This is a genomic window from Paenibacillus tarimensis (assembly GCF_021532315.1).
Taxonomy (GTDB): Bacteria; Bacillota; Bacilli; order Paenibacillales; family Paenibacillaceae; genus Paenibacillus_I; species Paenibacillus_I tarimensis.
Window position 1 is genome coordinate 17,692 of record NZ_JAKGAO010000025.1, and the last position, 22,965, is coordinate 40,656.

A 22,965-nucleotide genomic window follows, 5' to 3' on the forward strand; every position below is an offset into this window, starting at 1 on the left:
CTTACTTTTACAGAGGACTTTCGCCTGCTGTCAGCATGTCAACAAACTTCAGATCTGCCGGAGCAAAGTTAAACATGCTCAGCTCATTCCTCGCTACCCAAGTGTAACGGTCATGATCGGCCAGCTGCACTTCCCCGCCTTTATAGGAGGCCATGCAGGCATGCAGCCGTATGGTCCGCTCACCATATGTATGAATGCTCGTACCCAGCAGCTCACCCGGCTCAATGTCCAGATTCATTTCCTCCTGCAGCTCGCGCTTGATACAGCTTTGGACCGTCTCGCCTGCTTCCAGCTTCCCGCCGGGAAATTCCCAGAGCCCCTCCTCGGGCTTGCCCGGCTTACGGCGCGCAATCAGAATATATCCCCGTTCATCCTCTATAACCGCTGCTCCCACTTCAATCATTCCCACCATCTCCTCAACTAAAAAGCGAGCCCAGTACCTTGCCGATCCGATCCCTGATAAGCAGCCGGGCCCGACTGTCATATGGTGTCGCGGATTCGTTAATCAGCACCAGCTTATTGCCTGGGTAATAACGGACAAGGCCTGCTGCCGGATTAACCGTTAGCGACGTGCCTCCAACGATTAGGATATCAGCTTCCGCGATAACGCTCGCTGCTTCTTCCAGAACCTCCGTATTCAGCATTTCTTCGTACAGAACGACATCCGGCTTGATTATCCCGTCACACACCCTGCATTTCGGAACGGAAGAAGCCGTTTCCAGCACATCATCCAGACTATAAAATGCCGAACAGTCCTTACAGTAATTACGTTGAACAGAGCCGTGAAGCTCCAGTACCCGCTTACTCCCGGCGGCCTGATGCAGCCCGTCGATGTTCTGGGTAACAACCGCTCGGAGCCGGCCTTCCTGCTCCAGCCTTGCCAATGCCAAGTGGGCCGGGTTGGGCCTTGCGTCCCGGTATACCATTTTTGACCGGTAAAATTCATAAAACAGCTCCGTATGCTCCATGAAGAAGCTGTGGCTTAATATTCGCTCAGGCGGATAGGCTTGATGGCTCTCCGACTGGTACAGTCCGGCGGCAGACCGAAAATCCGGGATGCTGCTCTCAGTCGAAACCCCCGCTCCTCCGAAAAACACGATTGTTCCGCCTTCCTTGATCAGATGCTTCAAGTCAGCAAACCGTTCCTCCATTATCCTATCCCTCCATACCAGTTCTATGACTATTGTAACATTAGGCAGGCTGTGTGCCAAAAATTGGTCACCGCTTCGTTTCATGTTGTGCGGACTTTTGCTCCCTGCTGGTGCTGCTTGGCAGATTAGCGGCTTGCTAAATGCCAGAATTCATACACAAAGAGCGTCCCCGCGGGGACGCTCTCTTCTCATATCTCAAAACTGAGCCGTAACGTTCAGTCATATTCCCTATTGTTATTATATAGGGCCTCAGCCTGCCAGCTCTTCATTGTTCCGGTAATATTCCGCCGACAGCATGCCATTCAGCTCTGTGGTAAAAGCCAGCTCCACGCGGTAGCCTGTTCCGTCAGAATTTGTTGTCAGGATCCAGTAGGTGCCCCGGGCGCCCGCCGCATCCATACTATCCCAGACGACGACGAAATGCCAGTCGTCCCCGTATTGCAGGTCATAGTCCCGTACTCGGTTCTCCGCCAGCTCCTCCCGGTAGACCGGCTCAATGACCAGAGACTCCACCGTACCGAAGCGATTAACCCAGTCAGTGAACGGCTTAATTGCTGCCCCGTCTTGTCCGCCAAAATAACTGTCATTCCCGCCGGCCGCCGCTGTGAAGGCAGCTTCATCCCCTTCTTGAGCCGCCTGATACAGCAGTGCAACCGTATGCTCCGGCGGCAGAATTGGGGCGGTATAGATGTCCGCTAGAAAACGCCTGTCCTCCATGGCGGCCGATATGCCGGCGTCAGCCAGCTCTTCGTGCGCTGCACCTGCACCCAGGCCATATGCGCCATCGTAGATCAACGCCTCGTCAACCACCTTCGCGCCGCCCCCCAGTGGTGTGACAATCCATAGGACCGTGTCAGACTCCCGCTTCTCCATCACAATCTCCGCCTGAGTGCCGTATGTATGTGCAAATTCCTGCAAGGTGGAGGGGGTAAGCAGTGTCTTGTCAAAAAGCTCCAATGTGCGTTCGGCGGGGGGGACCGCTGACGCTTCTTCCTGAACCTCGTTCAAACTGTCCGGAGTAAACATAACCCTCGGTATTTCCGCAGTCTGTGCGTAGCTCGGGCGGTCATCACGATACAGTGCCTCATACATCGCCCGGACTGTATCCACCGCTGCAAGCGGCTCCGCGCGATCGCTGCCATCCAGCTGACTGGAAGCCAGCGCAGCGGCTGACGCAGGGGCGGCAGTGCGCCCTGTTCCCGCAGATAAGATGCCAACCGCATCAGATTCGGCTTTAGCTTGTGTATCCGGTACTGCCGGCATCCCTCCTGGCTGTTCCGCATTCTTATCCGTGCATGCCGCCATAACGGACAGAGACAGCACAATAGAGACTGCAACAGGTACAATAACTGGTACTCGCCGTTTCCTTTTCATAGCAGATCCTCCGCCCGCGTGTAGATGAGAGAATTATACTAGTTCTTATGACTCTATTCTAACACATTTATTACTAATCAGGTCTATTCCTGTCGAGAAAATATAAAAAAAGACACTGCTCACGGTATATATCCGTCTGCAGTGTCTCTTCCTTCCCGGCTGTTCCTGCTACCTTATGCCCAGATAATTACACTTGCTCATCTGTGTTGATCAGCGTATGCAGCAGCCAGCCGTTTGTGTCGCTGAACACAACCTTGTACTTCGAGATAAACTTGCGGTTCTTGGACGTGCCGTCCTCGTAGAAGATGGTATAATGCTCAGCTGTTGTTACCTCGTAGGCTCCGTCACTGACTTCCTCTGCTTCTTGGACCTTAACGTCAAGAAGCTCTTCCGTAATCCCCTTCTTCTCCAGATAAACAATGTAATCCGCAGATTCCTTGTAAGCTGGACCGGAGGGCTCCATCAGCGGGGATACATAACTGAAATCCCGGTTGTTAATTGCATCAACCGAGGCAGTTAGATAGCCCGTCATGAATGTCTGCATCTGTTCCAGAGCTGAACCCGCCGGTGCGGCAGCTGCAGCAGCAGCCCCTCCCCCAGCCCAGACGCTGGTATGAAGCGCCGGCTTCTCTTCGGTATGTGTAACCATGCGCTCATCGCTAAAGCCATAATTATGTTCAACCAGCTCCACCAGCCATGTCTTCGCCGTCTCATCATATACGAGTGTAACTTCATACATAGTTGAGAGTTCTTCCAGAGCTGGTTCTTCATCGGGATAAAAATGGTCCTCCTCGACATGCTCGCGGGTGTTCAGTGTCACATACCACACACCTTCGCTGCGGTAAAGCTGGAAGGAATCGAGGTCAAAGTCCGTTGCAATGTATTTGCCTGCATACCCGTAACCGTGCTGCTGATTGTAGTCAACACTCTCCTGCAGACCCGCTTTATAATCTTCTGTCGCCGTCGTCATTCCATCTACCTTGCCTGATGTGAACGCCTCTAGAAATTCACGGGTATTAAGCACTACAATATCAATAATACCTTGCTGAAAATCCTCATTGTCCGCAAGATTGATTTCTACGTAGCTCCCCTCAATCGGCGATTTACCCGACTTCATCGTACCCCAGGGGTACTCCACTTCAATGGATGCTTCCATTGAGCCGTCTGTTAAGACCGGGCCAACCGCAGACTGCTCGAACGGATTAACGCCAGTATCTTTATCGTTAAGGAACAGCCTGGCCTTGAGCCCCTCTGTATCGTCCAGCGTGGTATACACCGATACATCCTGTCCATCCAAATATAAGTCTGCAGTATACTTACTGCCAACTCCAACCAAGCTGATGTCCTCGGTGCGGGAAAGCTCCACAATATCGCTGTTCAGCTTCGCTTCCAGTGTAAAAATCCCCGGTGCGTAAGGGCCAAATGTCTTGCTGTAGTCCGGCTTGTCGGTCACCGCAAGCTCCTTGCCCCCCAGAAGCAGGCTGACATCCTTATAATTGGTCTCTACGGTTATATAGACCGGTTCGACGGTCAGCTCGTATTTGTCGAAGACTAGAAACTGCTTTCCCTTCTTCTCCAGTACGACCAGACCATCCAATCCATAGTTATCCCGGGTACCGTCGTATTCGCTAGTCAGCGAGGAATTCTCATCCAGTCGAGAGGACTGACTCTGCAAGCTGGCGATCACATCCTTCACCGCATCCGGATTGGAGTCAAGATAACGCATGAATCCTGCGACGGATTCTTCGTTAATGACCAGCCGATCATCTGTTGAGGTCAAGTACCCCGCTACAGACTTAGCATCCTGCTTATTCAATGCCTGCTCAAACCCGGCTATCAGACGTTCCTTCCCAGTCAGATGAGCGCCAGCCAGATAGCCCGCTGCCAGCAGAATAATGAAGGAAGCACCTGCAATAAGCCGAATCTTCGATTTCCTGGACAGCGGCGCTCTCGGCTTTGCAGCCGCCTGCTGCACAGGCCGCTGCTGCCCTGCCTGAGCCTGAGCTGGTTGGGCAGTAACAGATGTACCGCAGGATTTACAAAATTGGGCCCCTTCCGAAAGAGCAGTACCGCATTCCCGGCAAAATGTCATGATGTCATATCCTCCAATGAACTAAAATACACACAAATGCCTAGTAATACGAGTAAAACGGAAGCTGACTGACAATCTGCTCGATGAGATAAGAAGCCATTAATATAAGGGTAATGAAGGTCGCTACATAAGTAAGGACCGTACCGTAGATGGCATCAAGCCCTGAGCCTGGACTGTGGTTAAAGCTGTTTACAACGAAAGCTGGAACGGTAAAGATGGCCCCCACAAACCCTAGCAGCAGGAATATGCCAAGCAGCGATGACTTCATGGCAGCAAACACAAGAGCGATGATCAGCAGCGCCACGAACGGCACAAGAAAAGCCCCGAATCTTGCTACTACTTCCTTGAAGCCTGCCGGGGATTTAGCCAATCTGACGGCTGCGAAGCAATAGGTGGCAACAAGCAGCATGAGAACAGCATAGGTAATGGCTGGTTTAATGACCATATTTCCAAAAGACGGCTGGAACCGTTCCCCTAATGTCAGCACGTAGAACATGAGCGGAATGAGGACCGCATACAGTACGATGGTGATTATTCCGTTCAAGAACTGCTCCCCGCCCATCTGGCGGCCGACTGCATAAGGGTTCTTAAGCGTATTTAGAAAATAATTCAGGTACATCTTGGAGCCGGACTTCGCCTTCTGCAGATAAGGGTTCAGCTGATCCGTCACAGAGGGCCCCGTGCTGCCTGGTCCTCCCTGTCCCCCTTGGTTTACATTCGTCATTATAGGCGCCGCAGAAGCTGCTGCCGTCTCTGCTGCTGCAGAATCGCCCGGTGCAAGCTTAGTCCCGCATTTCTCACAAAAATTCCCGCCTTCACCGGCGTGTCCACAATTTGAACATTGCATCATAATTCCCTCTCATTTCATCAATAGTATGGAAGCCCGGGCTGGCCAGCCCGATGATTCCTAGCATCTCCCCAAGTAATGGGTCAAAGATCACTCTATTATGATAGAATCGAACAATTTTGACAATGTTTTATCCTCCTTTTATCCTATTAATTCAATGTAAGGTTCCATAAGAACGAAAAAGAGAGAGCATCCGCCGGCTGCGGAAGCGCTCTCCCTCATTTTGTTGCTGCTCCTTATTCTTCAAGCATAACACTCCGGTTCCCGTTATACGCTCCGGCTCCACTCGGTCATCAGCCGCTTGACAAGAGCTGTCAAATTGTTCCGGGCAAGCTCGGATATCTGATCATTCTTTGTCTTGCCCTCCAGGTCGGATTTGAACTTCTCCATGAATTTGACCGCTTGCTCGAACGCTCCCTTGTCCGCATGGTGAAGCGCTTGCTTCAGTGAATTCTCCAGCTTGTCAGATACCGGGCCCTTCACATCCCCTGCTGCAATGTAGTCTGCCAGCATGCTGCTTAATTCAGCTCTGGAATCCGGTGCAGGGGCGGCAGCCGCATGCAGCGGTACTCTAGACCAGTCCATGTCGGAGGCAAAATAGAAGCTTGGGTATGCCGGCTGGTTGTAGCCCGAATTCTGCCAGGCAATTCCGGTCCGGTACTGCGCGTCATGCATCAGCGTATACAGCTTGCGGTCTGTCACCTCAGTGCTCAGATAGATCCGGATTGCCGTGCTGTCGGCAGTTCGGACAAGCAGCTCTTCGCGCCAATCCCCGAAGATGTCGGCAACCAGCGACGGATTGCCCTTCGTATGATTGTTCGTCCGTGTTCCTTCCGCGGTCAGAAGGATGCCCCGCTTCCAGTCTCGGATAACCGGTGTGGCATCGATCGCCCCGTCCACAATCTGGGTCGTCATGTTGGCCGCCCACTTAATATTCATGTTTGTGCCGGGTATTGTGGTCCCGATCTGCTCACCATCCGCCGTCCATAGGCCGACTGCCCATGTTTCCAGTCCCCGGTGATCCGGATCAATGTCGCCTATCATACCGCGCCCGGTATCCTTACCGGTGTAACCGCCGTAGATGACCTCGCCCGTCTTGGCATCGCGCAGCGCATAACCGTACGGTGCCCAAGGCCCGCCTTCGAAGACCATGAAGATTTCCAGTCCCGGCCGGTCCGGATCAATATCTGCAACATGCAGGGCATCACCATGGCCAAGTCTCGCTGTCGTTCCAGGCGCTCCGCTCTGCGGCGGCATCACGTCCATGGAGCTGTACAGCAGGGAGCCGTCATGATCAATCGTTGCCCCGCCGTATATAATTTCATGCTTGCCGTCCCCGTCCACATCTGCCGTGCTGAAGGAATGCGCACCTTGAGTTGTTATCGTGCCGAATTCCGGATCTGTTCCATCCCGTCCATGCGGTCCGTCGTTGAATGGATTGGTCATTGGTGTCCAACCGCTGTCCACATACCAGTATTCCTCAAGACTCTTGCCGTTCCAGCTGTAGGAAACAAGCGTGGCACGCGTGTAGTAACCTCTTGCAAACACCGCATACGGCTTCTTGCCGTCCAGATAGGCTACGCCTGCGAGGAAGCGGTCCACCCGGTTGCCCGGCTCGATCCGCGACATCGCATAATCGCCCCACATCAGACCGTCGTCATGGCGGCCAGGCTTATATTGAATGGTCTGCAGCTCGACTCCCGTCTGACCGTCAAAGACCGACAGATATTCCGGCCCTTCCAGAATGAAGCCCTCGAATGCCCGAAGGTTATTGCGTGCACTGCGGGAAGGCGCATACACATCTACAAAGTAGTCCGCAAGGCTCTCGGCATCAACACGTGACAGCGGATAAGAGTAACGCTGCTCAATCCCCCAGCTTTCTTCCAGCGTTTTCGGCCAGCTGCCGTTTACAACCTCTTCATGCTCATGCCAGCCCATAAACATCTTCACTAGATGCTCATAATAGTCGCTGCTGCTCATTCGGTAGTCATCCGCATGGCTGTAGCCTGCCGCGATATCCTCCTTCGGCATGGTGATGAACTTCTCTGAGGTGACATTCCCTTCCCGGTCATACCGGATGATCTTAGTACCCGGCGCGGTTTTGAACATGAGCTCCGCCCTGTTATCCCCGTCAAAATCGTACACCATAAACTGTGTATAATGAGCACCCGAACGAATATTAACGCCTAGGTCAATCCTGTACAGCAGCGTACCATCGATGGTATAGCAGTCAATATACGTATTGCCCGTGTAACCAACCTGCGAGACGTCCTTCGAGTTGGATGGATCCCATTTGACAAAGAACTCATACTGTCCGTCGCCATCCACATCTCCGACACTCATATCATTCGCGCGATAGGTATAAGCTTCACCTGCGGGGGTTACGCCATCCTCCGGCTTTGTCAGCAGAAGGTCATAATAGGCATTGGCCCAAGGCGATACGGCCTTGCTCTGGCCGGTCTCTCTGCCGCCAGATACGGCAGCTACATAATACTTGGAAGTTACACTGCCGTCCTTATCGAGGTAATTCGTGCTGTCGGTTACCGCTGCTATTCGCTTGCCATCGCGATAGATGTGAAAATCTGTTCCCGTCAGACCGTCAGCCGAATAACCGGTCGCTTCCTCCGCAAGCAGACGCCAGCTGAGGAACACACCTTCGGACGTGCGAGCGGCCACGAGTCCCCTGTCCAAGCTCTCCAGCTGCATCCCTGTACTCTGACCGCCTTTCTTGCCCTGAAGTTCAGCTGCAGTTAAGCCTGTGGCTCCCGTCAGCATGAGCGGTACTGTCAGAGCTGCTGTTATAATCGTCCGACCTATTGAAAATTTGCCCCTTGCTGCCATCCATGATCACCATCCTGTTTGTATTCATGGTTCAAGTTCGTCATCCCGTCGCTCCCCTGGCAGTCACCCGCTTTGATGCTGAGCTTCCTCATAACAAGCTATTGATTGCGCTTACATACCTGGTGTCAGCTTCACCTCCAGGGCCGGATTTGACCTGCTGGTCCTTTCAATTTCCCTTTCATTATAGAGTCACCATCCTTCCCCACACATGCAAAAATCCGAGTTTTTATGTGAAAAAACAGAGTTTTGGTATTCCATATCGGGAAACTCCGCCTTCCAGTTGCCAGCTGTATACGAAAAAGCACCCTGGCAGACCGTGCAGGCCTGCCAGGGTGCTCGCTTCTACCGATATTGGTACATGAAGCGTTCCATATAATACATAAAAGGACGGTTATAATAACTGGCGAAATACATGTCGCTGCCATGGCTGGCAAGCGGCATCGAGATTAAAGCAGCTCCACTGTTCCCTGCCGTCTCATAAGCTTCCTTAAACGCTTCTGCTATCCGCGGATCCACAATTCCATCATGCGTGCCTTGGTAAATTAATGATGGCGGACTATCCGCCTTCACCAGAAGGGCTGGATCGGTAAGCTCATCCGTCCCGTCTATCCCCACATATTCGGGAAGACCATTCGCCGGATAGAACGGTATTATCCCCTTCACGGTCAGCCGCGGATCGAGCAGCTCCTCGTATTCGCCGCCAGCCATGGCAAGGGCGACCGCATTGGCGAGCTGCCCGCCGGCTGAACCGCCTGATACGAAGACTGAAGAGAGGTCTGCGCCATATTCCTCTGCCCGGTCGGCCATGTAGGTAGTGAACAGTCCGATATGTCTCACCATGTCGTCAATCGTGAAGTCGCCTACAATATTTTCCGGCACCTCTGCGTAGTCGATGAACTTCTCTTGACTGCTTAAGCCGTACTGAACATCGAAGACGATATAGCCCTGTTCGGCAAAATACTTGTTAACCTCGGCAAAATTACCCGCACCCTTGTCCCCAATTGTCCAGCCGCCCCCGTGGATCCGGATGAGTACAGAACGGTTGCCCGGCAGCTGTTCAGATGGAGCTGCAGGCATGTATACATCGTAATGAAGCTTAATGCCTTTATCTGCACCCTCTGTTCCCTCGTAGAAGAGAACATTCTCCTTCACCGTGTAACCGCCAGACGGCGTGCCATAAAAGTATTCGGGGATGGAGAAGGGAATATCCATGAATGACGCATGTACCAGCGCAGCTGGTTTGGTACCGAACGCCCGTTCATACTCCGTATCTGCACTGCCCAGCATGGAAGGCACCCGGAACAGCGGCAGGAACAGGATGATGACGAGTGTAGCACCTATAATGCTTACAATACGATTAAACCATCCGCCGGCACGGTTCCGCCGAAGCTTAAGCAGCAGAGCCGCGGCCCCCAGCATCATCAACGCCAGAAACAGCGCATATTCAGGGACCATCACCTCCAGAATACCCGCACTCTTCTTCGTCAGCAGCTCGTAGCTGGTATAGATGCCCGCAAGCAGGATCAGGCAGCATACAACCATTACAGCGATTCTCACCGAGATCTTAAGACGTCCCGGACGATCGGTGAACCGGAACATGATCTCCTGCTCGGGGTACCGGAGCTTATTCAGGGCAAGCAGCCCGCCGAGCAAGAATAGAAGCAGCATAACCACAATCGCCAGCGGGCTTCTGGATGACAGATTCGTCACAGCCGACGAAGCGCCTGTGTTCATTGCCGGGACCAGCAGCATACCTGCCGTATGCAGCGCCAGATAGCTATAGGCAAGTCCTCTGTTCTGTTCCCCCCTGGCTGCCAGGATCGGATTGCCAATCAGCACATACAGCATAAGAAGGCCGTATGCGTTCCATAGCCCGCCGAACTCATCCGGCTTGACCGTTACGAATATTAGGCCCCCAGCCAGCGATATAACATTGAAGGCCAGCAGTACACCAGTTAGCACCGCGCCCAAGCCTGTCCTTGCCCCTGGACGAAGCGAGGTTTGCGGCGAGATTCCATAATACGCCATTGTTACAAACTCCCCCTAAGCATGCACATCAGATATGTATTCCAAGTCGACAGAAACTTACACCATTCTATTATCCTATCAAAGTGGCATAGCCGAGGCAACGTTTTAGGGGAGGAATCAGCATAGGAGCAAGGTCCGGCAGCACTAATTATGGCTTGTCGGCCGCCGACCATATAAGTCCGACAAGCAGGGGATACAGCATAAACAAACCGACTGTTACAGCGGATAACCAGCGGATCAGCAGGGTCTCCTTCGTCCTCTTGCCTACCAGAGTAAATACGAAAGCAAGACAGAAACCCGCCATGAACAAGGCGTACAGCGTGCTGTTGGTTATTCCGATATTAATGTTTAGCGTGTACAAGCCAAGGAAGATTGCGGATAGGATAAACATGATTCTGGCGCCAAGCATTTCAAGCACCTCCAGCGAATTTATACTCATTATTCATATATGGTTGTATATAGTAAACTTACTTCACCATATGTAACTCTCCCGAAACATTCTTCTCTTTAACGAAGGAAAGGCCGCCGGTCGTACCGGCAGCCTCCATTGTCCGTATAACTTTACTAGCCACTGCTCGTGCTGTTCTACTGTCCCAGCTGTCTAAGCTGGTCAAGGGTACCTGTAATCTCATTAAGAGTCTGCGCCATAGGCGAGTTTTGCAGGCTCTCCAGATTAATGGTGTTGTTCTCCAGCTGCTCCAGATACGTGTTAACTTCGGTAAGCAGCGTTTCATTATAGCCCATCAGCTTCTCGTGGACATTCTCCGCAAAGGCAGGTGCCGTAAGCTCGTTAAACTGGATGATGTCGTTCTTCATATCCTCGAAGGACTGCTGAAGCTCATCTCTAGCCGCAGGGTCCAGCAGCGCCTGCTCGGCCCGGTATGGAAGCGACTCGGCGAATGCGGCCGCATCCGTCACATACGAAGTCGCCTCATTAACGTAATCCAGCGACTGGTCTACCTTCTCAATCAGCGAACAGCCTGAGGTTATCAATACGCCGATCAGCAGCAGCGAAACCATCAAGGAACGTGTTAATATCATTTCACCAGCCTCCTAATTATTTGTGAACCTTATTCTTACCCTATACTACTCCTTTAGCTTAGACGAGGTTTCGTTATTCTAGAACACCGGGTGTTACAGAAGGCGGGCAACAACACGGGCAACCGAGGAATCGGCGCTGATGTGCAAGGGCAGTGCGATCACTTCAAAGCTTGCAGAAACAGGCAGCTTGTCAAGGTTGGTGAGATTTTCAGCTATAAGAATGCCGCTTCGGAACAGCAGCTTATGAACGTTAAACGGGTGCTAAGCTAAGCACGGCACACAAGGAGGAAGCTATATAAAAAAGATCGCTATGGTGTATTCACCCATAACGATTCGTAATTTCCAAGGAGCTAACCTACAGCTATGTACTGCTGACGTAGCGGTCACCGAGAAGCTCTTGTATTAACATTATGCTGTAGGTTTCCTGTTCAAGAACCCGCTGCAACCTGGATAGAATGCGTTTTTCATACGTACTGTTGTAATCCGAGAGATAAGATTTAATTATCAGGTTAGCAATAACCATCCAGCTTTGCTCCGCAGCTGCATAAGCATCGGCTAATTGCTGCTCTCCCACAGAAGCCAGATAGCGTTGTAAGTGGTATCGGGTATGAGATACCTCCCGAAGCTCATCAGCAAATCGTTTCAGGAGCTTTGTTTGAAAGGCCGTATCCCCGATTTGCCCGATTTCGCGGATAATGTCCTGTGAGGCGCTGACTGCCGGCAGTCCTCTCACTGAACCGGGAATGGATGGCATGTCCTGGTCCAGCATAGCTTTAACGTTATCAAGGAATACTTGCTCCCGAGCTAAAGGCACATTCACCGCCTGGTTATGGGGATCGCGCGGCCTGAGGTAATGGGTGTGTAGCTCTCCTCCCAATAAACCTCCCATGGAATACTCAATAACTTGGCTCATCTCTTGCAGGGATAGCGTTCCATGACAGTTATAATAGTGATCACAATATTCGAATTCCTTGTTCTTGTAGCCGATCAATTCAATGCAATGGTTCGCGTGCAGCTGTTCCTTGTAAGGGCTGAATGGAAGGTAGTACAGATCAGCCTCCATGATTACCGATTGATTCTCAGCCAGGTATTCCAGAATGGCTGCCTCATAATCCTCCTTGTTGTTCCATCTACCCGATTCAAGGTACATATAGGTCCGTTCCCTTATAACTTGGTCAATATTCTTATAGTAAGGATTAATTACAACTCCGTCATCTATTTTGGTAACGAGATACCCGGACTGCGTGAACAACGGAACCGTATCCACCTTTTTTCGGAGAAGTGCCGCTGCTACACATACATGAAAACAATTGAAGCGTGTTTCGTTATATAATGTAAAATCCATCTCATTCCCCTCCAATATAAGAAGGAGAGACAAGCAGTATGCTTATCTCTCCCGCCCCATAGATGGTATTAAGCTTATGCCATCGCTTTATAAGCAGGTCCCGCGAAGGAGGCCTGTCCTCTGTCATAATCGTTCAGCTGGAGTTCGCTTTTTGCCGGGGAAGAAGCAGCCTGGCTGTTAATCCAAGTGAACGAAGTCTGGGATGCCCCCGATTCGGTTACGGAATAGGATGTTACACTTGCAGTGGACGATGCCGCAGCAGGCAGTGCTTGGCCAACTACAGGAGATGCAAGTACAGCCGTAGCAACCACAACAGAATACACAACTTTTTTCATTGAAAATCATCCTCCTCATTGTAATTTACAGTCTTGGCCGAAACATACGAACAGAACAAAGCGCCGGCGAAGCACGGCTAGATTTGACGCCTTGGACTATCCTCCTTCCTGTAATGGGGTGGCTTGCCCATTCATCTTCTCATATTGACACTATAGTCACTCTGCTTATTGCAGGGATATCTGCCGCTTTATTTTTCCATAATCCCAGAGTCGGACTGCCTGTCAGCCCGCTGCTTCTCTTCTATCGTTATAGCAAATATATGCATGCAGAGATTATCCCCCAGCTTTATTCCATCAATAGCACATGGCAAATCAACGACCAAGCTTTCACACCACATTGTCGGCTTAAACTGCGGCAGAGCTCCTCCAATGCTGTGCAGACAGCTCATCGTAATAGCTGCTCTGTTGGTCGCGAAAGGGGTCTGTGAAATAAAGTAGGATAATCTCAACGGCTCCTCGTGAATACATTCGCGGTGTCTGAGCAGCGCAAGGGGCTCCATCATGTTGCCGTCGTTGCTTGCCCCCAGGACATGGATCACCGCAAGCTCGGATTCCGGGAATTCAATGATTTGCCCTTCGGGCACCACATTATCGAAGTCCGTTCCTCTGCTCATATAGAATGGAACATCGTCCACAACAAACACTTCGCAAAGCGGCAGCTCTTCAGCCGGATATGAGCAGCCTGATCCATTAAGCTCACCTTTGCCGAATTCGCTGATTGTCGTTATTCCCCGGTTATTCATGCAGCGGGTTAGATCCAAACATTTAAATTGGCGCAATGTCGCAGCCCCTTTCCGTACGATTTTACTTCTATACAGATAGGGTTACTGTAACTTCCGCAAGGCTGCTGCTGCTCGTTGTATCTTGATCTTTCGCAGGCACGAAACGCGAAATTTCCAAACACATACAAAAACAGAGCCCTCACGGGCTCCGTTATCTTGCAGCTCACTCTTCCCAATCCGCAATTCTCCAGAACGAAGACTTGGGCTCATGCTTCTCGTCAAATACGAACGGCCAGTTCTTGCGGCCCCGTACTGGAAAGTCATTCAGCCACGTATAGTCGTCAGCGGCACCCCAGAAGGTCACGGCCGTTATCACGTCCTTGTATTCGCGCAGCAGGCGGAATACCGCATCGTAGCGCTCGGACTGCTTCTCCTCCATCTCTGCGGTCGGCCTTACAAGCCCAGTGCGCCTGTCTTCGAAATCAAATACCGAAATATCCAGCTCCGTGATCTGCACCTGCAGTCCCAGCGAGGCATAGCCCTCGATGGCTGCCCGGATCTCTTCAAGGCTCGGGCCGTTCAGATTCCAGTGGCCCTGCATTCCCATACCGTGCACCGGAACGTCCTTTTCCTTCAATGAGCGGAGCAGGCGAATGATTTTATCGCGTTTAACAGGATCAGACTCATTGTAATCATTATAGAAGAGCACCGCCTCCGGGTCGGCCTCATGGGCGCAGCGGAAGGCTTCGGCGATGAAATCCTCGCCCAGAATATCCAGCCACGGAGAGCTGCGCAGCCAGATATCACTCTTATCCTCAATGACCTCATTCACGACATCCCATGCATACGCGCGCCCCTTGTAGCGGCCGACAACCCTATCAATATGGAATTTCATCCTCGACAGCAAAAGCTCCCGGCCAGCCGTCTGTCCGTCCTTCCCCTTAAACACCCACTCCGGCGTCTGGTTATGCCAGACAAGCGTGTGGCCCCGCAGCTTCATGCCATGCTCCTCCGCAAAGGCGGCGATCCGGTCCGCCGCTTCGAAGGTGTAATGCCCTTCCTCCGGCTGCAGCCGTTCAAACTTCATATCATTCTCAGCGGTAATACTGTTGTAGTGCTGCGCCAGCAGATCACGCTGCGACTTAATCGTTGTCAGGTTCACTGCCGCTCCAATATCAAAATAATCCTGGTACCGCGCAGCCAGCCCGGCTGCTCCAGTCTCGTTCCGCTCAACCGTACCCATTGCCTGCACCTCTTCTCCTAATAACATTCTATGCCACCAGAACTGAACCTCGTCTCTAGTAGATCACTCTTCCATGAGCATCGGGAATGCCGGATTTACGGTAAAAGTACGTATTGATCACATCGCGCCACTGCCTGGCGTTCTCAAGCTGCATCTGCAGCCGCTCCAGGATGTGGGCATAGCGGTCGGCATCCACCCTGTCCGCCTTCAGCTGCTTCCATTCTGCAATCCACTTGTCCACCTGCTCTACCCCGGCAAAATGGGTATCGTAGATATGCTGGATGACCGTTGCCCCCGACTTCAGAACATGCGTATAAGGCACATGATGGAAGAAGAGCAGCAGCTCATCCGGGCAGGTATCCAAGTGCTCATAACGTTCACCCACCTCTGGCTGATACTGAGCCGTATAGCCGGTGCCCGTTGCCTGCGTCCGGTCTACCCCAATCCCGTCCCGGTCGGCAAAATGGTACGTACCCCACTTCGAATACTCGTAGCCGTCCACATCCACCCCGTAGTGATAATGGGGCGATACCATCCAGCCAACACCAAGCGGAGCGGTATACTGCTCATAGGCAGGCCAGGATTCAAGCAAAATCCGGTGGGTGACAGCCGCGTCAGAATCTTCCCGCTTCAGTCCGAATGTCAGCCCGATCCATTCCAGAGCGATCTCCTCCGCGGACAATCCGGGATTCCAGAGCAGCCGGCCGTAGCCGTACAGGTTCGCAGCAGCAAGGTGGTGCCCCGTCCAGTTCGCGTCATCCCCGACGCTGGACACCGCCGTAATCCCGCTGTGCTTATACGGGTGAACCTCTCCAGCAGCAATCCGCCTCACCGTGCTGCCCTCCCCGCAGCAGCGGGTATCGAAGTCCAGCACTTCCTTCCACTGCGGCACCAGATAGCACACATCCCGCTGCTGTCCGGTATATTCCTGCGTAATCTGGAACTCGACCATCTGGTTCGTCTGCTCCATGGCACCAATCAGCGGAGATACCGGCTCACGCACCTGGAAATCCATCGGGCCATTCTTGATCTGTAAAATAACATTATCCTTGAACCTGCCGTCCAGCGGCTTGAAGTGGTCGTAGGCCGCCTTAGCCCGGTCAGTCGACCGGTCACGCCAGTCCTGATGGCAGTTATACACGAAGCAGCGCCACAGCACGAGGCCCCCGAACGGCTCCAATGCTTCGGCCAGCATGTTGGCGCCATCCGCATGATTGCGCCCGTACGTAAACGGCCCCGGCCTATTCTCCGAATCAGCTTTCACGACGACTCCGCCGAAGTCTGGAATATAGCGGTAAATATCCGCAATCTTATCCCTCCACCAGGAACGTACCGATTCATCCAGCGGGTCAGCTGTTCCCAGCCCGCCAAGCTGAATCGGACTAGCGTAGTTGACGCTCAGATACAAGGTTATACCATAGGAGCGGAACACATCGGCAATACGGGCAACCTGCGGCAGGTAACGCTCTGTGATCAGCTGCGTTTCCAGCTCATGCACATTGACATTGTTAACGGCAATGCCGTTGATGCCGATTGAGGCCATCAGACGGGCATAATCGGTGATCCGCTTCGAGCCGGCCAGCACCTCGCCGTCCCGGAAGAAGATCGACCTGCCCGCATAACCGCGCTCGATACTGCCGTCCATATTATCCCAATGGTTGATCATCCGCAGCGCGAAGGCTGGATTCTCCGTGACATCCAGCGCAGTAAGATCATGCCCTGTACGCAGCAGCCTGAGCAAATGGAATGCCCCGTAGAGTACACCCTTCTCTGTCATGCCCGCCAAAACAATGCAGCACTGCTGCGAAGCACTTCTCTTCCGTACACGTATACAGTAGCCTTCCGGGCCAACAATGCTACCGCCGCTGCTGCTGCCGCTCAGCACGTCATCAATGACAGCGGATGTCCTAGCTGTTCCGATTAGTACACAGCTGCCTGACCTTCTGGACTCAGCCACCACCTCCGGCCGCCGCCCCAGCAGAGCCTCAAGCCCCTCGGCCAGTTCCTCAACCGCTCTCGCTAACGGCCCGCAGCCAGCCAGGTCTGCAGTGACTGCAATTTGTTCAAGCCGGAGGCCGCCGCCTGCATCTAAGCCCGAACCTATTGACCCGGCATTCCGTCCGCTGCCCAGCCAGGCCTCGTATCCTATATCAGTCAAAGGCTGCTCCTCCTCCTGCTCTCTGTTGTTTCAGCATCTCTCAACCCCGTTAATTCAGCTTATGGCTTAGCCCTTTACGCCGCCGACCGTCATCCCCTTGACAAAGTACTTCTGCAGGAACGGATACACCATAATGATTGGCAGACTGGCAATAATCGTCATCGTGGCCCGGATCGAGGTTGGCGTGACCATTGACGCGCCGCTCTGACCGGCCGCGAACTGGTCAGCAGCCGACATGGAGTTAGCCGCCGTGTTGGACGTGGAGAGGATCTTCATCAGCTCATACTGCAGCGTGCTCAGCTCAATCCGCGAGGAATTGTACAAGAACACATCAAACCACGAGTTCCACTGGCCGACCGCCACGAACAGCGAGATTGTCGCCAGCGCCGGCACCGTCAGCGGCAGTACGATCCGGATGAAGGTCATAAACTCGCCCGCTCCGTCAATCTTGGCTGACTCCATAATCCCTTCGGGCAGCCCCTCTATGAAAGAGCGAACCACAATCATGTTGAACACCCCGATAATGCCCGGGAAGATATAGACCCAGAACGAGTTGATCAGGTCAAGCTCACGAATAAGCAGGTAGCCGGGTATCAAACCGCCGCTGAAATACATCGTAAAGACGAAAGCGATGGTCACGAACTTGCGCAGGACGAATTCCTGGCGGCTGACCGTATAAGCGAGCATCGCGGTGCAGAATACCGATATAACGGTGCCGACGATTGTCCGGAGCGCCGAGATCAAGGTAGCATGATAGATCGATGATTCATTGAAGATGTACTTATAGTTCTCCCATGTCCACTCCCTTGGCCACAGGTAGATACCGCCGCGGATGGAATCATTCGCATTGTTGAAGGAGAGCGCAAACATGTTGATAAACGGGTACAGCGTGACGACCACCAGCATGCACAAGAAGATGATATTGCAGATGTCAAAAATTTTATCGGACCAGCTGTTGTACCGTTTCCGGGACGCGCTCAAGTCACTCATCATGATGCCTCCTTGAGAATAAAGTCAGGCTGTACCGCGAGCCTGCGGCCGGCGCCTCTCCCCGGGAGGAGCCGGCTTAGAACAGCCTGCTCTCTCCCATCCGCTTCGCAATCGTGTTAGCCGACAGCAGGAATACGAAGCTCACAACCGTCTTGAACATGCCAGCGGCAGTCGCCAGGGAGTAGTTGCCCATGTCCATGCCATACTTCAGCACGAATATGTCGAGGTTGTCGGAATAATCGACGGTCATGCCGTTGCCTAGCAGGTACTGCGGCTCGAAGCCCGCCTCCAGAATATGCCCGAGATTCATGATTAAGAGGATAATGATTACCGGCTTCAAGCCCGGCAGCGTTATATGCAGAATGCGCTGGAAGCGGCTTGCCCCGTCAATCTCAGCAGCTTCATACTGGGAGGGGTCGATGGTCGTAATGGCTGCCAGGTAGACAATGGTATTCCAGCCGACATCCTTCCACACCTCCGATGCTCCGAGAATGCCCCAGAAGTATTCGCCCTTGCCAAGCCACAGAACCGGCTGGTCAATCAAGTTCAGTTTCATCAGCAGAATATTGACGATGCCCTCCGGCGCCAGCGCGGTTGAGATGATGCTCGCCGCTACAACCCAGGAGATAAAATGAGGCAGATAGCTGATGGTCTGTACGACCCGCTTAAACACAATATTGCGCAGCTCATTCAGCAGAATGGCCAGCGTAATGGCCGTCACAAATCCTAATACAAGCTTGATGGAGCTCATCACAAGCGTGTTGCGGAGCACCTGGTAGAAGGTTTCATCCTGGAACAGGAACTTGAAGTTGGCCCAGCCTACCCACTCCTGATCGTTGAAGGCCTTGGCCGGTCTGTACTTCTGAAAGGCAATTGTCCAGCCCCAGAGGGGCACATACTTGAATAGGAAGAGCCAGAGCAGGAAGGGTACGGACATCAGCACAAGCATACGCTGCTGCAGCAGCTTCCTGAAGAATGGCTGGAGGCCGCCGCCCCGTCGTGCGGGCTTCTTCGCCGTTACAGGTGCTGGGTTAATAATGGTTCTCTCCACCGGGTTGTTCTCCTTTCCGATAGGGCCTCACCTTGCGCCCGTCTAAATGACGGAGGACCGGAACGTATAACGCCTCCGGCCCTCTGTAACCATTGCCGCAGCGCGGAGCAGCCATCCCGCTCAATTGCTCCTGCCGCGCTAACCAGCGTTATGCCGAATTACCAGTTCCCCGCTGCACGGTCCTTCACAATCTTCGTCACGAATTCTTCGTACCCTTTGGCATCCAGCTTGCCGAACTCGCCCGTATATTCATTCCATATCGACTCAAATTCACCCGGCTTCGCCAGAATCAGACGCGGCAGGTATTTCTTCTGCAGGTCGCTCGCCTTCTGTCCAAACATCTGCTCCGGCGTGCCTTGGCCCTTGTTGATACTCCATGCCGGATACCAGGGACGATTGTCAGGCTTGGAGAAGTACCCGGAGAAGGTTTGCGCGCCGTAAGCCTCGAGAATTTTCTTGTCGCCTTCTGTATAACCCGCGGAGGCAACCTCAGGCTGATTGCCCACTGCGTAGGCGTTGCCGTCCGCCAGCAGCGAGTTGTTGCCGTAACGCGGCCAGCTGTACTCGAAGTACTGGAAGCCGAAGGTCCGCTTGAATTCCGGGTCATCCCGCTTTGTTTTCTGGTCATCATCCAAATAGAAGCGGCCATTCTCATCCACACTGTACGTCTCACCCTTGATGCCCCACTGCACAAGAATCTGGTTCTCTTCCTTCAGCAGGTTGTCGAAGTATTGAATAATCCTTACCGGGTCCTTCGCTTTGACGGAAATCCCGATACCGCGGTTGTTCACGAATGCAGGCGGATCAATATACTGGTCCTTGATCGTCTCGTCGAACACAATCGGCAGCGGCGCATAGCGCTTCTCGTCAATGCCTGCCATCTTCAGGTTGTTCGTTGCATCTCCGACCTGCCATCCGTAGTTGAAGTAGCCGAGCACGCGGCCCGAGGTCAGTTTAGCCAGATACTGGTCCTTGTTCATCACGAATGATTCGGGGTCGAATAAGCCTTCGGCGTTAATCTCGTTCAGCTTCTGTACCCAGCGCTTCTCGTACTCACCCGCTTGGTACACCTTCGCTTCGTGTGTCTGCATATCAACAATGACATCGCCGTCGTTCGGATAGCCTGCCAGGTGCATGGCTGGATTCGTCAAGGTGAAGAAGTTGTCAGCCACACCGGCGAATGTTACGAAGCCGATGATATCCTTGCCGTCCACCTGCGGATACTTCTCCTTGTACTTCTTGATCAGATCAAAGTATTCATCCAGCGTCTTAATCTTCGGATAGCCGAATTCCTTCAAAACCGAGCGCTGAATCCAGAAGGCGCCCTGGCTGATGTTCGGGTCCCCGATATAACCGATGTTAGCCGAGAAAGGCAGGTGATAGATTTTCCCGTCCGCCTGGCGGAATTTATCCATATAAGGCCCGTAAACACGCTTGATGTTCGGACCATGCTCTTCTATTAATTCATCCAGCTCAATGAACGCGCCAGCATCCATCAGCTTGTCGATCTCGCCCTCGGGAACGATGACATCCGGATAATCGCCGCTGGCGATCATGACACCCGACTTGGTCTTCACGTCTCCCACCAGGAATTCCATCTTCCAGTCGACACCTGTCTGCTTCTGCAATTCCTTGCCGATTACCGTGTCGCTGGCCATAACATCCTTGCCCGTAGAGAAGCTGTAGTAGGTAAAGGTAACTGGCTCCTGCTGTGCGCTGCCCTCGCCCGTTACTGCCGCCGGTGTATTCTCCGGTGTGTTGCCGCCCCCCGCTCCATTGCTGCAGCCGACCATTGTAACCGCAAGCACAGCCGCAAGGGCGGTGCTGAGCCATTGTCTTTTGCCCATATCCCGATCTGCCCCTTTCAAGTCACTTCGTTTTGTAAGCACTTTCATTATAAAATGAAAACGATTACCTGATTACCCGCCAAAGTTTAGTTCCTACTTTGAAAAGCATAGTGAAAACAATGATCTTCCCCGATATGGACAAAGCGCATTCGTTCAGGCAGGCTGCTGAAGCGGCAGACGGATGATAACGGTCGTTCCGCTCCCCTGCTTACTTTCGATATGGAAATCAAACGTTTCCTTATAGCAGAGCTTAAGCCGGTAGTAGGCGTTCTTCATTCCCACATGGTCGCCCATATGATCATCCTGCTGCATATAGACGAGCAGCTCGTTCAGCTTTCCCTCCGCCATGCCGATGCCATTATCGCTGAGCCTGAACACCAGCGAGTCATTCGAAATTCCCATCTGAATGACAATCAGGCCCATGCCCGGCGAGCCTTCGATGCCATGAATGCTGGCGTTCTCCACAAAGGGCAGGAATATCATCTTGGGGATATGCTGCTCCAGCACCGCGTCCTCCACTGTAAGCTGATACTGCAGCTTGTCGCCGAACCGGTATTTCTGGATTTCCAGGAAGCATTCAATTAGCTCCAGCTCCTCGCGCACGGTCACCCAGTCCCGGCTCCACGAGATGGATTTGCGGAAGATTTTGGCCATATGATGGACGGTTCTGGCCGTCTCGGCCTCTCCCTTAATCAGGCTGCGCATTCTTATCGTCTCCAGCGCATTGAATAGGAAGTGGGGATTGATCTGGCTGTGAAGCGCATGAAGCTGGGCCTGACGCCGCTTGATTTCCAGATCCTTCTTCTGAATATCGGCCACGTAAACATCATTGATCAGGCTGTGGATCGTCTCGGTCATTCGGTTGAAGGCCACCGTCAGCTGACCGATCTCATCCTTGGAATCCGCCTCCGGTATGGTCTCGAAATGCTGGTGCTTCACCCGCTTCATATAGCGCAGAATCCTCACCAGCCGCACATGGATCGACCGCGAAATCGCCGCAATGATCAGCGAGGGCAGCAGAAAGTTAATGCAGGCCAGATAAATAACGAACGTGCCCGACTTGTGCACATCCGCCAGCATCGTCCGTTCATCCATAATCCCGTGCAGGCTCCAGCCGTTCAGGTAGTTGTTGTTGGAGTATGCTTTGGTAAAATGGATCGACTTGTCCGGTGTTCTGACATCCGCCAGCACGATACTGCGTCCTCGCCAGTCCATATCCCAATCATTTGTATAGTGAATGGTCCCGTCCTGCCCGGTAAAATACAGCTTCCCCTGAAAACCCGTATTAAGGAACAGCTGCCGGACCGTGTCCATGTTCAAATCGATTTTAACCAAGCTCGAATAGCTGCCTGACTCCTTCAAATCAAGGCGCTGAACAAGGCTGAATACACCCCCGCTCTGTATGAGCACCGGGTAGGAGACCCGTGTTCTTAAAAATACCTGATACCAATCCGTCCCGGTCACATCCGGAGTCAGGGGCCGGATCGGCCCCGAAGCCATGATGGTCGGGTTGTCGGTGTACACGGTCGTCTCCCGGATGGTCTTGTACGCCTGCTCGGACTTATTGAATACCGCCCGCAGCTGGGTATGGTAAGCTTCGACGTATTCCACCTTCGTCGTGAAATGCTTGTCCATATGCTCGCTCAAAATGGGATCGATGTAGTAAAGATACGAAATTCCTGCCGCCTCATCGATAACGGCCCGCAGCTCCCTCTGCAGCTGTTCAATCGCAATATCCGCATCCCGTGTTTTCTGGCTCTTGATGTTATTCGTTGTGACCTGATAGAAGATGACATTCGTTAGCACGATCGGTATAAAGACCGATACCAGATACATCAGCAGGAATTTATCCCGCAGCTTGATGTTGTGTAGGCTGAACCTGCTCATGTTAATAACCGCC

18 protein-coding genes are annotated in these 22,965 nt (G+C 52.8%); all 18 read right to left on the minus strand.

All coding sequences use genetic code 11. The features are described from left to right. Positions 1 to 7: 7 nt before the first annotated feature. Positions 8 to 403 carry a (deoxy)nucleoside triphosphate pyrophosphohydrolase gene (locus tag L1N82_RS19060; protein ID WP_235289053.1) on the minus strand — a complete coding sequence of 132 codons (396 nt, stop codon included), beginning with the start codon at positions 401 to 403 and terminating at the stop codon, positions 8 to 10. Positions 404 to 416: 13 nt separating this feature from the next. Then, a complete protein-coding gene (locus tag L1N82_RS19065) occupies positions 417 to 1,151 on the minus strand; it encodes an NAD-dependent protein deacylase (protein ID WP_235289054.1) in 735 nt (244 codons plus the stop codon). A gap of 249 nt (positions 1,152 to 1,400) precedes the next feature. Continuing rightward, positions 1,401 to 2,525, minus strand: a complete 1,125-nt coding sequence (locus L1N82_RS19070; RefSeq protein ID WP_235289055.1) for a hypothetical protein — start codon at positions 2,523 to 2,525, stop codon at positions 1,401 to 1,403. Positions 2,526 to 2,712: 187 nt separating this feature from the next. Then, entirely contained in the window at positions 2,713 to 4,617 is a 1,905-nt protein-coding gene (locus L1N82_RS19075) for a zinc ribbon domain-containing protein (protein WP_235289056.1), read from the minus strand. Between the two features lie 40 nt (positions 4,618 to 4,657). Beyond that, on the minus strand, positions 4,658 to 5,467 hold the full coding sequence (locus L1N82_RS19080) for a zinc ribbon domain-containing protein (RefSeq protein ID WP_235289057.1): 810 nt from the start codon (positions 5,465 to 5,467) through the stop codon (positions 4,658 to 4,660). A gap of 264 nt (positions 5,468 to 5,731) precedes the next feature. Continuing rightward, a complete protein-coding gene (locus tag L1N82_RS19085; RefSeq protein WP_235289058.1) occupies positions 5,732 to 8,305 on the minus strand; it encodes a rhamnogalacturonan lyase in 2,574 nt (857 codons plus the stop codon). A gap of 342 nt (positions 8,306 to 8,647) precedes the next feature. Continuing rightward, positions 8,648 to 10,333 carry an alpha/beta hydrolase gene (locus tag L1N82_RS19090; RefSeq protein WP_235289059.1) on the minus strand — a complete coding sequence of 562 codons (1,686 nt, stop codon included), beginning with the start codon at positions 10,331 to 10,333 and terminating at the stop codon, positions 8,648 to 8,650. 148 nt (positions 10,334 to 10,481) lie between these two features. Further along, positions 10,482 to 10,772 (minus strand): hypothetical protein, encoded by a 291-nt coding sequence (locus L1N82_RS19095; RefSeq protein WP_235289060.1) that lies wholly within the window; start codon positions 10,770 to 10,772, stop codon positions 10,482 to 10,484. A 146-nt stretch (positions 10,773 to 10,918) separates the two neighbouring features. Next, positions 10,919 to 11,374: a DUF6376 family protein gene (locus L1N82_RS19100; RefSeq protein WP_235289061.1), complete on the minus strand. Its 456-nt coding sequence runs from the start codon at positions 11,372 to 11,374 to the stop codon at positions 10,919 to 10,921. A gap of 361 nt (positions 11,375 to 11,735) precedes the next feature. Then, entirely contained in the window at positions 11,736 to 12,719 is a 984-nt protein-coding gene (locus L1N82_RS19105; protein ID WP_235289062.1) for a BtrH N-terminal domain-containing protein, read from the minus strand. A 74-nt stretch (positions 12,720 to 12,793) separates the two neighbouring features. Next, positions 12,794 to 13,054: a hypothetical protein gene (locus tag L1N82_RS19110; protein ID WP_235289063.1), complete on the minus strand. Its 261-nt coding sequence runs from the start codon at positions 13,052 to 13,054 to the stop codon at positions 12,794 to 12,796. A 188-nt stretch (positions 13,055 to 13,242) separates the two neighbouring features. After that, entirely contained in the window at positions 13,243 to 13,815 is a 573-nt protein-coding gene (locus L1N82_RS19115) for a hypothetical protein (RefSeq protein ID WP_235289064.1), read from the minus strand. A gap of 184 nt (positions 13,816 to 13,999) precedes the next feature. Further along, a complete protein-coding gene (locus tag L1N82_RS19120; RefSeq protein ID WP_235289139.1) occupies positions 14,000 to 15,019 on the minus strand; it encodes an endo-1,4-beta-xylanase in 1,020 nt (339 codons plus the stop codon). 55 nt (positions 15,020 to 15,074) lie between these two features. Beyond that, positions 15,075 to 17,177, minus strand: a complete 2,103-nt coding sequence (locus L1N82_RS19125; RefSeq protein WP_235289065.1) for an alpha-glucuronidase family glycosyl hydrolase — start codon at positions 17,175 to 17,177, stop codon at positions 15,075 to 15,077. Positions 17,178 to 17,243: 66 nt separating this feature from the next. Then, positions 17,244 to 18,167, minus strand: a complete 924-nt coding sequence (locus L1N82_RS19130; protein ID WP_235289066.1) for a carbohydrate ABC transporter permease — start codon at positions 18,165 to 18,167, stop codon at positions 17,244 to 17,246. A 76-nt stretch (positions 18,168 to 18,243) separates the two neighbouring features. Further along, positions 18,244 to 19,218 (minus strand): ABC transporter permease, encoded by a 975-nt coding sequence (locus tag L1N82_RS19135; RefSeq protein ID WP_407946783.1) that lies wholly within the window; start codon positions 19,216 to 19,218, stop codon positions 18,244 to 18,246. Between the two features lie 158 nt (positions 19,219 to 19,376). Continuing rightward, a complete protein-coding gene (locus L1N82_RS19140) occupies positions 19,377 to 21,065 on the minus strand; it encodes an ABC transporter substrate-binding protein (RefSeq protein ID WP_235289067.1) in 1,689 nt (562 codons plus the stop codon). Positions 21,066 to 21,218: 153 nt separating this feature from the next. After that, entirely contained in the window at positions 21,219 to 22,952 is a 1,734-nt protein-coding gene (locus tag L1N82_RS19145) for a sensor histidine kinase (RefSeq protein WP_235289068.1), read from the minus strand. Positions 22,953 to 22,965: the final 13 nt, after the last annotated feature.

Excerpts from the sequence above, each read along its gene's own strand:
- L1N82_RS19085 (WP_235289058.1), bottom strand. The coding sequence starts at position 8,305 with ATGGCAGCAAGGGGCAAATTTTCAATAGGTCGGACGATTATAACAGCA.
- L1N82_RS19140 (WP_235289067.1), bottom strand. The coding sequence starts at position 21,065 with ATGGGCAAAAGACAATGGCTCAGCACCGCCCTTGCGGCTGTGCTTGCG.
- L1N82_RS19090 (WP_235289059.1), bottom strand. The coding sequence starts at position 10,333 with ATGGCGTATTATGGAATCTCGCCGCAAACCTCGCTTCGTCCAGGGGCA.
- L1N82_RS19105 (WP_235289062.1), bottom strand. The coding sequence starts at position 12,719 with ATGGATTTTACATTATATAACGAAACACGCTTCAATTGTTTTCATGTA.
- L1N82_RS19110 (WP_235289063.1), bottom strand. The coding sequence starts at position 13,054 with ATGAAAAAAGTTGTGTATTCTGTTGTGGTTGCTACGGCTGTACTTGCA.
- L1N82_RS19130 (WP_235289066.1), bottom strand. The coding sequence starts at position 18,167 with ATGAGTGACTTGAGCGCGTCCCGGAAACGGTACAACAGCTGGTCCGAT.
- L1N82_RS19065 (WP_235289054.1), bottom strand. The coding sequence starts at position 1,151 with ATGGAGGAACGGTTTGCTGACTTGAAGCATCTGATCAAGGAAGGCGGA.
- L1N82_RS19075 (WP_235289056.1), bottom strand. The coding sequence starts at position 4,617 with ATGACATTTTGCCGGGAATGCGGTACTGCTCTTTCGGAAGGGGCCCAA.
- L1N82_RS19070 (WP_235289055.1), bottom strand. The coding sequence starts at position 2,525 with ATGAAAAGGAAACGGCGAGTACCAGTTATTGTACCTGTTGCAGTCTCT.
- L1N82_RS19060 (WP_235289053.1), bottom strand. The coding sequence starts at position 403 with ATGATTGAAGTGGGAGCAGCGGTTATAGAGGATGAACGGGGATATATT.
- L1N82_RS19145 (WP_235289068.1), bottom strand. The coding sequence starts at position 22,952 with ATGAGCAGGTTCAGCCTACACAACATCAAGCTGCGGGATAAATTCCTG.
- L1N82_RS19080 (WP_235289057.1), bottom strand. The coding sequence starts at position 5,467 with ATGATGCAATGTTCAAATTGTGGACACGCCGGTGAAGGCGGGAATTTT.
- L1N82_RS19095 (WP_235289060.1), bottom strand. The coding sequence starts at position 10,772 with ATGAGTATAAATTCGCTGGAGGTGCTTGAAATGCTTGGCGCCAGAATC.
- L1N82_RS19100 (WP_235289061.1), bottom strand. The coding sequence starts at position 11,374 with ATGATATTAACACGTTCCTTGATGGTTTCGCTGCTGCTGATCGGCGTA.
- L1N82_RS19120 (WP_235289139.1), bottom strand. The coding sequence starts at position 15,019 with ATGGGTACGGTTGAGCGGAACGAGACTGGAGCAGCCGGGCTGGCTGCG.